The organism is Mycolicibacterium arseniciresistens, from assembly GCF_030519285.1.
Taxonomy (GTDB): domain Bacteria; phylum Actinomycetota; class Actinomycetes; order Mycobacteriales; family Mycobacteriaceae; genus Mycobacterium; species Mycobacterium arseniciresistens.
This window is the reverse complement of the sequence record NZ_JAUMSQ010000267.1, coordinates 1-9,604: the sequence shown is the minus strand read 5'-3', so window position 1 is coordinate 9,604 and position 9,604 is coordinate 1. Positions and strand designations below refer to the sequence as shown.

General features: G+C 70.1%; 10 protein-coding genes. 3 read left to right on the top strand and 7 right to left on the bottom strand.

Features of this window, described 5'->3' with window-relative positions:
* The 3 genes from Q2100_RS24870 to Q2100_RS24860 form a co-directional block, all read left to right on the top strand.
* Nucleotides 1-496, top strand: a 496-nt coding sequence (locus Q2100_RS24870) for a hypothetical protein (RefSeq protein ID WP_302916205.1), incomplete at its 5' end; no start/stop codon positions are given.
* Nucleotides 497-1,660: a glutathionylspermidine synthase family protein gene (locus Q2100_RS24865; protein WP_302916204.1), complete on the top strand. Its 1,164-nt coding sequence runs from the start codon at nucleotides 497-499 to the stop codon at nucleotides 1,658-1,660.
* A gap of 14 nt (nucleotides 1,661-1,674) precedes the next feature.
* Entirely contained in the window at nucleotides 1,675-2,127 is a 453-nt protein-coding gene (locus tag Q2100_RS24860) for a DUF350 domain-containing protein (RefSeq protein WP_264014840.1), read from the top strand.
* Here Q2100_RS24860 and Q2100_RS24855 read toward each other — a convergent pair.
* From Q2100_RS24855 to treS, 7 genes are all read right to left on the bottom strand, one after another.
* Complete coding sequence (locus Q2100_RS24855; RefSeq protein WP_302916203.1) at nucleotides 2,105-3,133, bottom strand: YihY/virulence factor BrkB family protein; 1,029 nt, start codon at nucleotides 3,131-3,133, stop codon at nucleotides 2,105-2,107. The two genes, Q2100_RS24860 and Q2100_RS24855, sit on opposite strands and share 23 nt — an antisense overlap.
* Nucleotides 3,134-3,178: 45 nt before the next feature.
* A complete protein-coding gene (locus Q2100_RS24850) occupies nucleotides 3,179-3,889 on the bottom strand; it encodes a TVP38/TMEM64 family protein (RefSeq protein WP_302916202.1) in 711 nt (236 codons plus the stop codon).
* A gap of 28 nt (nucleotides 3,890-3,917) precedes the next feature.
* Nucleotides 3,918-4,925, bottom strand: coding sequence for a CobW family GTP-binding protein (locus tag Q2100_RS24845; protein WP_302916201.1), 1,008 nt, complete (start codon nucleotides 4,923-4,925; stop codon nucleotides 3,918-3,920).
* Nucleotides 4,926-4,931: 6 nt separating this feature from the next.
* The gene (locus Q2100_RS24840; protein WP_302916200.1) at nucleotides 4,932-5,711 is read right to left on the bottom strand and encodes an SDR family oxidoreductase; all 780 of its coding nucleotides are present in this window, start codon (nucleotides 5,709-5,711) and stop codon (nucleotides 4,932-4,934) included.
* A 63-nt stretch (nucleotides 5,712-5,774) separates the two neighbouring features.
* Nucleotides 5,775-6,749 carry a GlxA family transcriptional regulator gene (locus Q2100_RS24835; RefSeq protein WP_302916199.1) on the bottom strand — a complete coding sequence of 325 codons (975 nt, stop codon included), beginning with the start codon at nucleotides 6,747-6,749 and terminating at the stop codon, nucleotides 5,775-5,777.
* A complete protein-coding gene (locus tag Q2100_RS24830) occupies nucleotides 6,742-7,152 on the bottom strand; it encodes a MarR family winged helix-turn-helix transcriptional regulator (protein WP_302916198.1) in 411 nt (136 codons plus the stop codon). Before Q2100_RS24830 ends, Q2100_RS24835 begins: the two co-directional genes overlap by 8 nt.
* 44 nt (nucleotides 7,153-7,196) lie before the next feature.
* Nucleotides 7,197-9,485 carry a maltose alpha-D-glucosyltransferase gene (treS, locus tag Q2100_RS24825; protein ID WP_302916197.1) on the bottom strand — a complete coding sequence of 763 codons (2,289 nt, stop codon included), beginning with the start codon at nucleotides 9,483-9,485 and terminating at the stop codon, nucleotides 7,197-7,199.
* Nucleotides 9,486-9,604: the final 119 nt, after the last annotated feature.

Sequence of the window (9,604 nt, the reverse complement as noted above, 5' to 3'; positions counted from 1 at the left end):
GGGCATGACGCGGCCCCGCCAGCCGACCGTCGCCGAGGCCCGCGCCCGCGACAAGGCGAAAAAGGCCCGCGAGGCGGCGGAGCGGTTCGCCGCCGAGCAGGCCGAGAAGCAGGCCGAGAAGGCCCGCAAACGCCGCAAGGCGCTGATGGGCACCGCGGCGGTGGTCGGCGTGGTCGGCGTCGTCGCCCTCGGCTACACACTGCTCAGCGACGACGACGAAGAGGTCGCCGCAAGCTGCGTGCGCGACGGCAGCAACGAGGTGGTGCCCGACAGCTACTGCAGCTCCGGCAGCAGCTCCGGGTCGGGCGGCGTGTTCATCTACGCGGGCTCGCCCTACCGGTACTACTACGGCGGCTCCAACCGCGGCGTCGGCACCATCGCCTCCGGTGGCACCCTCGAATTGCCCAAGGGCACCTCGGCGAAGACCAAGTCCGGCACCTCCATCAAGCGCGGCGGCTTCGGCTCCTCGTCCAGTTACGGCAGTTCGGGCAGCTGAATGCGACGTGAACGACGCGCTCCCCGGCAGGACTGGGAGCAGATCGTCGCCGCCCAGGGAATGTGCTTCGGTACCCCTGCCCGCCTCGCCGACGGCAGCGCGCGTCCGTACTGGGACGAATCGGTGCACTACGTCTTCGACATGGACGAGGTGCTGTCGATCGAGGCGAGCGTCGAGGTGCTGCACTCGATGTGCCTCAACGCCGTCGAGCACGTGGTGCTCACCGAGCGATTCGCCGACTTCGGTCTGCCCGACTGGAGCTGGGAGCCCATCGCGGCGTCGTGGCGGCGCAGCGATCCGCACCTCTACGGCCGCTTCGACCTGCGCTACGACGGCAGGCGCCCGCCCGTGCTGCTGGAGTACAACGCCGACACCCCCACCAGCCTGCTCGAGGCCGCAATCCTGCAGTGGCATTGGAAGACCGACGTCTACCCCGAAGACGACCAGTGGAACTCGCTGCACGAGAAGCTGGTCGAACGGTGGGGTGAGATCCGGCCTCAATTGAGCGGCGCCGAAACGCATTTCACGTGGTCGTCGGCCGACGAGAGCGGTGAGGACAACGTCACCCTGGCCTATATTCAGGAGTGCGCGGCCGAAGCGGGCCTGCACACCGTCGCTTTGGCCATCGAGCAGATCGGCTTCGACGAGGAGCTCAACCGTTTCGTCGACCTCGAGGAAGCGCCCATCTCGTCGCTGTTCAAGCTCTACCCGTGGGAGTGGGTGCTCGACGACGACTTCGGTCGCCGCGTCGTCGAACTGCTGCCGGAGACGATGTGGGTCGAGCCGCTGTGGAAGACGCTGCTGAGCAACAAGGCGATCCTGGCGGTGCTGTGGGAGATGAACCCCGGGCATCCGAACCTGCTGCCCGCCTACCTCGACAACCCGCACGAACTCACCGAGTACGTCCGCAAGCCCAAACTCGGCCGTGAGGGCGCCAACATCACCATCGTCGGGCCCGGCTTCGAGACCCAGACCGGCGGGGTCTACGGCGAGGAGGGTTTCGTGTACCAGCTGCTCGACCCGCTGCCCGAGTTCGACGGCATGCGTCCCTGCCTGGGGACGTGGATCGTGGGCGACGAATCGGCCGGGCTGGGCATTCGTGAGACCGCAGGCCTGATCACCGACGACGGCGCAGCCTTTGTGCCACACCGCATTCCACTATGACGCGAGGAGAAACCATGTTGCTGGCCGCCGAGCTCGAGCCCGGATACTGGTCGATCGTCGGCCACGGCGTCGCGGCGATCGCGCTCTACACGATCGTCGGCATCGCCCTGATGGTGCTGGGCTTCTTCATCATCGACTGGACCACACCCGGTCCGCTGCGCACGCTGGTGCAGGCCGGCAGGCCCAACGCCGCGGTGATCGCCGGCTCGGGCGCGCTGTCCATGGCGCTGATCGTGGTGCTGGCCATCTTCAGTTCTTCCGGCGACCTCATCGAGGGGCTGCTGCGGACATTGGTCTTCGGCCTGGTCGGGCTTGCCGCGCAGGCGATTTCGGTGCGGCTGATCCATCTGGGCACCGGGATCGACATCGGCGACGTGCTGGCGGCCGAGGTGTACGTGCCGCAGGTGTGGGTGGTCGCGGCGTCCTACTTCGCGTTCGGCATCATCATCGCTGCGGCGATTCTGTAGCCGGCTCACCTTCCGACGGGTTCGGATCCGGCGGCTTCTCCGTCGCCGGTTCCGATCTCGGGTCGAAGTGCACGCTGACCCGTTGAAAACCCTTCACCCGTTCGGCTTTCGCCTTACGGGTGTAGGTGCGCCGGTCCGCCGAGGTCAGGTCGACGGCGTCGGTGAACGGGGTGAGCAGCGCCCGTGGGTACAGCCGGTCGACAAGCACCACGTTGATCTGCGCGCACATCACCAGGCTGACCGAGAGCAGGTAGAGGAACGCCAGAAGGCCCAACACCAGGGCGAACACACTGTTGGTGGCGCTGGACCTCGCCACCACGCTCCCGACATAGCCGGTGCCGAACGACTGCAGCAGCTGCCACAGCACCGCGGCGGTCAGCGCGCCGGGGAGCACCTGGCGGTAGGTCACGTGCCGGGCCGTGGTGACCCGGAACGCCACCAGACAGATGAACGCGTTGATCACGACGGCCGTCACGATCAGGCCGGCCCTGCCCCACCAGCCCAGGGTCTCGGTGGCCCGGCCCGCGGCGGACAACACGGTCGCGGTGATGGCCGCCGTCCCGAGTACGAGCAACAGCAGCAGGCTGCGCAGCCGCGAGCGGATCGGGTCGGGCCGGTTGTTGCGCGGCACCGCCCACACCGTGTCCATCGCGTTCTGCACGGCCTGCCCCACGCCGAGCCCGCCGTAGAGGGCGCCCGCGATGCCGATCACCACGGCCACCGCGCCGCCGCTGAGTTCCTCGGGTGTCTGCAGCTGACTGCCGATCACCGGCAGCTGGCCGATCGCGGACTGCACCACCTGCTGCTGCAGATCGGGCTGTCCCACCAGCAGCACGCCCACCGCCGTGGTGAGCAACAGCAGCAGCGGGAACATCGACACGAACGCGTAGTAGGTGATCAGCGCGGCGAGGTAGCCACCCTGGTCGTCGATGTACTTGTAGATCACCGCGATCACGAAACCGACAGCGCGGTTGCGCTGCTGCAGTCTGTCGAGCCAGCCCACCATGTACGGACTCCCTGACGTGCGGATGGCCGGTTGCTGCGGTCGGAACTACCCGTTATCGCGGCTGTCCAAGCGCCCGGCCCGCCAGTGCCGGAACCCCCGGTGCGCGGCGAACGCGCCGGCGACGGCCGTCACGCACCAGACGGCGATGGCCGCGTAGACCAGCGGCGAGGACAGGTCACCGATCGAGGCGCCGAGCGAGGTGTAGACGAAGGCCCGCGGCACCGACCCGATCAGCGCACCCACGGCCATCTGCCACAGCGGCACCCCGAACGCGCCGAAGGCGTAGGAGGCCAGCGCGTCGGAGATGCCGGGGACGAAGCGCTGGCCAACCACGGCCCACAGCCCGTGCCGTGCGATCTGCGCCTCGATGCGTTCGGCGCGAACCGGTCCGAGCAGTGCCATCGCGCTGTCGCGGCCCGCCCGCCGGCCGAGCAGGCTGGTGATGACCGCCGTGCCGACAGTCGCCCCCAGCGTGACGAACAGGCCGAGCACCGGGCCGAACAGCGCGCCGCTGCCCGCGGCGAGCAGCGTCCCCGGCACGAACACGGCGCCGAGCACCGCGGAGACCACCACGTAGGTCAGCGGTGCGACCGGTCCGGTCGCGGCCACCGCCTGCCGCACCGCCTCGACGTCGACCACCCGTGTCACCGCGACGACGTAGAACAGCGTCAGCAGCAGCGCGGCGAAGATCGCCAGCCGCAGGATGTGCCTGCGCCGGTCCGGTGCGGCGCCGTCGTCGGCAGCGGAGTCGGTCATGTCACCCGCGATCCTGCCGCACCGGCGTTCAGATGCTGAGCTGCCGGTAGCGCTGCAGCCTGCGCAGCCCGGCCGCGGACACCGTTCCCTCGGCCGGGCGCAATGCGTTCGCCATCTGAGCCCGCACCTCGTCGGTGTCGAACGACGTGCCGATGGCCACCAGACCGTTCACCGCGGGCGCCCGGTCGGCGGTGCTGACGTGGATCGACGTGCCGACGACGTTCACCACGTAGCCGCGGGTGCGGGCCCGGTAGCGGACGGCGACCGTGCCCTTGAGCCGGTACACCCCGGCGGGCCGCTGCTCGAGCAGGTCGACCAGCGCGCCGGGGTCGACACCTCCGCTGCCGGTCACCGTCACCGAGTCGGCGTGCACGTGGTGGTGTTGGTCTTCGAGCAGCAACTCCCGGAAGGACAACTGCCCCACGGGTTCACCCGTGCCCGCCGAGTCGTACAGCAGCGCGGGATCGACCCGGCCGCCCACCGCGCCGACGATGTGGGCGTCGGGGTTGCGCTCGCGGACCCGCGCCTCGATCCGCTCCAGCGCGGCGCCCCGGCCGTCGTCGGGGATCCGGTCGAGCTTGTTGACCACCACCAGTGACGCCGCGCCGTACCGTGCCGGCGCACTGCCGCCGCGGTCGACGGTGTCGAAATGCATTGCGGCGTCGATGACGTCGACGATGCCGCCCGGCCGCACATTGTCGACGCCGCTGAACCGGATGATCCGCGAGATGGCGACGGGGTCGGCCAGGCCGCTGGCCTCGACGATGATCGCGTCGAGATTCAGCTTCGGATCGGCCAGCTTCTCCAGCGCGACGTCGAGCGCCCCGTCGTCGGGCAGGCAGCAGATGCAGCCGCCCGCGATCGACGCCGGCTCGTCGACCTGCCCGGTGACCAGCGCGGCGTCGACGTTGAGCTCACCGAAATCGTTGATCACGACGCCGATCCGGGCGTCCGGGGCCCGCAGCACATGGTTGAGCAGCGTGGTCTTCCCCGCGCCGAGGTAACCGGTCAGCGCGATGACGGGGACCGCCCGCACCGGCGGTCAGGCGTCCTGGGCGGGCCGCGGCGCAGACTTCTTGAACCGCGGTGCGAGCTGGACGAACTCGGGGACGACGGTCGGGTTCGCGTACGCCGCGGCGATGAGCGTGAGCAGGGTGTCGGCCACGTCGTCGAGGGCGGACATCCTCGCGGGTAGCTGACCGTCCTGGACCCAGGACTGGAACAGCTGGGCCAGCAGGTCGCGGTCCGCGCCGCGCAGGATCTCGGTGTCCTCGGTCGGGCCGATGCCGACCCGGATGACCGACAGTTCGGGGTGCTCGCCGCGCCAGGACCGCAGGATCTCGTCGAGCGCGGCCTTGCTGGCGCTGTAGGCGGCGACCCCGGCCCGCGGCCTGCCGACGTTGTGGTCGGACGCGATGAGCACGACGCCGTTCTCCGACAGGTGGGGCAGCGCGGCCCGCAGCACGTTGCTCGCGCCGACGGTGTTGACGGTGAACGCGTGGATCCAGGTGGCCACGTCGGTGTCCTCGACGAAGGCGAACGGGATGACGGTGCTGGTGAACACGACCGCGTCCAGGCCGCCGAGCGCCTCGGCCGTGGCGGTCACCACCGCGGTGATGGCCGCCGGATCGGCCACGTCGAGCTCGAAGGCCAGGCCGCTCACCGACTCGGCCAGCTCGGTGAGCAGGTCGATGCGGCGCGCCGCGACCGCGACCCGGGCGCCGTGCCTGCCGGCGCCGGTGGCGACGGCGTGACCGATCCCCGAGGACGCCCCGACGACGAGAAGGCGCAGACCCGCGACGTCGGCATGGGGAGCGTTCATTTAGGCAAGCCTTTCGTAAGGATCAGTCCATGGAACCAGTGCCGCGCGAGGAAGGGCAAACCGCTACCCGGCGAGGCGGTCCTGGAACGCCGCCCGGTAGCTGCGCGGCGACACCCCGGCCAGCCTGCGGAACTGCTCACGGAAGTTCGCGGGTGACGTGAACCCGACCCGCCTGCCGATCGACTCGACTCCCAGGTCGGACGTCTCGAGCAGTTCCTGGGCGTGCCGGACCCGGACGCCGGTGACCCACTGCATCGGCGTCTGGCCGGTCTCGGCCTGGAACCGGCGGTTGAGCGTCCGCACACTCATCGCCGCGCGCGCGGCGATCTCGCCGAGGCTCAGCTCGCGGTGTGCCTCGGTCTCGATCCAGGCCAGCACGGCGTCGAATTCGTGGCGGACGCCGTTGGCCGGCAGCGGCACCCGGTTGCGGACGATGAACTGCGCCTGGCCGCCACTGCGGTGCAGCGGCGCCACGGACAGCCTGGCGGCGTCGGCGGCGATGGCGGCGCCGTGGTCGCGCGCCACGATGTGCAGGCACAGGTCGATGCCCGCGGACGCGCCCGCTGAGGTGAGGATCTGGCCGTCGTCGACGTAGAGCACGTCGGGGTCGAGCTGCACGTCGGGGAAGGCGGTCCGGAACGCCTCGGTGCAGATCCAGTGGGTGGTCGCGCGGCGCCCGGCGAGCAGTCCGGTGGCGGCCAGGGTGAAGGCGCCGGTGCAGATCGAGACGATCCGGGCGCCGCGGGAGTACGCCGCGCGCAGTGCGATCACCAGCGCCGCGGGCGGCGCCGCCGTCAGGTCGCGGCGGCCGGGAACGACGATGGTGTCGGCCTCGGTCAGCGCGTCGAGGCCGCGGTCGGTGGCGATGCGGAACGGACCGGCGCTGACGACGGGTTCGCTGCCGCACACCACGACGCGGTAGCCGGGTTCGCCCGAGGCGAGGGTGACCCAGCTGAACACCTCGACCGGTGTGCTGAGGTCGAACGCGATGGTGTCGGGCAGCGCCACCACCGCCACGGTGTGCGCCGGGCTAGTCACCGAACATCTCCCGTCGCACCACCGCGGCCAGCGCGTCGCGCAGTGCGTCGGGAACGCCGAGCGCTCGGTCGCAGTCGGCCGCGGCGGCCGCGGCGGCCGAGAGCAGGTGCCTGCCGTGCGGGGTGAGCCGCGGGTAGGACGCCCGGCCGCGGCTCTCGATGACGACGGCGCCTGCGTCGGCGAGCTGAATCATGGTGGCCTGCATGCTCTGCGGGGTGATCCGGGCCCGGCGGGCGAGGTCGCTGTAGGACAGCTCCGGCGAGTGCGACAGGTGGCCCAGCGCACCGAGGTGCCGCAGCGTCAGCCCGTCACCGGCCAGCGCTTCCTCGAGGCGGCGCTGCGCGGCGCGGCCTGCGCCGATGAGCAGCATGGTGGTGCTGTCGATCAGGGGACTCCGGGTCACCCCGCCACTATAAGCCAGACTGTAAGTCGGACTGAAGCTCGGGCTCAGGCTTCTTCGGGCTCCTCGGCCGGCGCCTCGACGAGCAGCGACATGCCGTGGTGCGCGGGCATCTCGACGGCGAAGCTGTGCAGGTCGTCGACCGTCGCGAAGGCCTTGCCGGTGAACATGTCCGACACCGACGAACCCGGCGGCAGCTTCTTGGACCGCACCGAACCGGCGATGTCCTCGTTGGCGAAGTTCAGCACCGTGAGCTGGTAGCGGTTCTCCTCGGCGAGTTGGTGGACGAGCACCAGCATCCCGCGGTGCGACACCTCGGGGATGTCGATCTGGCGGCTGGTCGCGATGCCGTAGTGCGAGCGCACCCGCAGGATGGCCTGCAGCTGACGCAGGAAGCTGGTCTCGTCGCCCATCTGCTCGGGGATCGGGCCGTAGAGGCTGCGCCCCCGCGGCATCCCGGCCTGCGACTGCGTCGCCGTCGGGTTGACGCCCATCAGGTCGTGGGCGGCGCGGTGGATCCAGCGGGTGTCCCCGCCGCGCAGCAGTTCGGCGACCTTGCCCGCCGGCAGCGTCAACATCCCGCACAGATCCCAGCCGGACAGTGCGAACACCCCGGGCTGCAACGCGTTGAACATCGCCAGCAGCAGGTGCGCCCGGCGGATCCGGTCGACGTCCTGGATCTGGTCGAGGTCGGTGACACCGAGGGTCGCCGCGATCACCGTGGCGGTGGTGCAGGCGATCCCGTTGGTGGTGAACACCAGGTTGTACGGGGCGTTCTCACCGGTCAGCCGGTCGGACAGGTCCCGGCGGACGGTCTCGCCAAGCACCTCGCCGGTGATCTCCTCGCCCTTGTAGGTGTAGACGTCGTCGCGGTGCCCGGTCGACCAGTGCACGAGTTCGTAGGTGAGCTCGTCGTGGTTCTGCAGCGCGTGCACCAGCGAGGCGGGGTCCACGTTGAGTTCCAGGGTGGTGCGCAGCGTCAGCCGCAGGAACTCGGTGTCGGCGGTGGCCAGCGCGTGGTGGTAGGCGGGCCGGTTGACGAAGTCGTAGGACAGGTCGGCGCCCGCCTCACCGATTTCGCGGATGTCGTCGATGGTGAGGTTGAGCTCCTGGAAGGTGAACCCGCCGACCTTGCGCACCATGCTGGCGATCAGGTGGTTGGCGGCCTCCGACAGCGGGTGGCCCTCCGACCAGCCGACACCGTCCTCGGCGGCGGTCTTCTCCGCGCCGAGGAAGCCGTTGGCGTCCAGCCGCAGACCGCCGGTGCCCAGGTCGGCCAGCGAGTGCAGCGCGTCGCCGATGACCAGGCGCATGCCTGCGAACGACGGGTCCAGCCAGTTGATCGACGGCTGCCCGTCCTTGAAGTAGTGCAGGTAGACCCAGCGCCGTTCGACGCCGTCGATGCCGACCACGGGACGGGTGACGCTCCAGTTGGTCTCCTTGACGCCCTCGGCGTAGAAGATCACCCGCTGCAGCCTGCCGATGATGTAGCCGGCCTTGTCCAGCCACTCCTCGGTGGAGGGATCGATGTTCACCGAGTCCTGGCCGGCCGGGACGTCGGGCAGGTGCTCCCAGTCGCGCGGGTCGATCTCGACCATGTGGTAGATGCCCGGGTAGTCGGCGTACTTCATCTCGGCGAGCCGGAAGTCCGCGCCCTTGCCGGTGTGGCCGGGCACGATGTCGTCGATGATGGTGCCGCCGTACCAGTTGGCGGTCCCGCACATGTGGCGGAACTCCTCCTCGGTGCCGAAGGCGGGATCGATCTGGGTGCTGATGCGGTCGAAGTGCCCGTCCACGCTCGGCGTCAGCTGCCAGCCGGAGATGCCGCCCGCGCGTTTCACCGGGCCGGTGTGGATGGCCTCGATACCGATCTCGGAGAACGCCTTCCACATGTCCTCGTCGGCCATCGCCTTCAGGAACGACTCGCTGGACCGGGTGATCAGCGACAGCGGGTAGGCGGTGAACCACACCGACGCGGTCTCGACGGCGCCGCGCGGGCTGGGGGTGGCGTACGGGTTCTGCCACATCGACCCCTGCCCGGAGAACTGCTGGCTGATCTCGTTGGCGTCGGCCAGCATCGACTGGGACAGCAGCCAGGACACGTACGCCGGGTTGTCGCCGGTGGGGGAGCCGTCCTGAGTCAGCGAGCGGCGGGTGAACGGCGCCTTGACGCGCGGCCGGAACCGCAGTGACCGTGGCCGCGCGGGGTGCAGGTACTCGTCGAAGGTGACTTCGGTCGGCTCATTGGGCTGGTCTTCGGGGGCCTGCTCGCCGGTGGCCTGCTCGTCGAGAGCCGTCAGCTGATCGTCGGGCTCCGACTCTGCCGCCTGAGACATGAATCCCCTTCACTGGATGTGGTGACGACCGGGTGCCGTTCCGACGAGGTATTGCCTCCACGCCTCGGTCTTGAAACCGGTCGCGTCCACCCTACGGATCGTCGCCGGGCGCCGCCGGG

Coding starts and splice junctions, on each gene's coding strand:
- Q2100_RS24865 (WP_302916204.1), top strand. CDS start 497: ATGCGACGTGAACGACGCGCTCCCCGGCAGGACTGGGAGCAGATCGTC.
- Q2100_RS24860 (WP_264014840.1), top strand. CDS start 1,675: ATGTTGCTGGCCGCCGAGCTCGAGCCCGGATACTGGTCGATCGTCGGC.
- Q2100_RS24855 (WP_302916203.1), bottom strand. CDS start 3,133: ATGGTGGGCTGGCTCGACAGACTGCAGCAGCGCAACCGCGCTGTCGGT.
- Q2100_RS24850 (WP_302916202.1), bottom strand. CDS start 3,889: ATGACCGACTCCGCTGCCGACGACGGCGCCGCACCGGACCGGCGCAGG.
- Q2100_RS24840 (WP_302916200.1), bottom strand. CDS start 5,711: ATGAACGCTCCCCATGCCGACGTCGCGGGTCTGCGCCTTCTCGTCGTC.
- treS (WP_302916197.1), bottom strand. CDS start 9,485: ATGTCTCAGGCGGCAGAGTCGGAGCCCGACGATCAGCTGACGGCTCTC.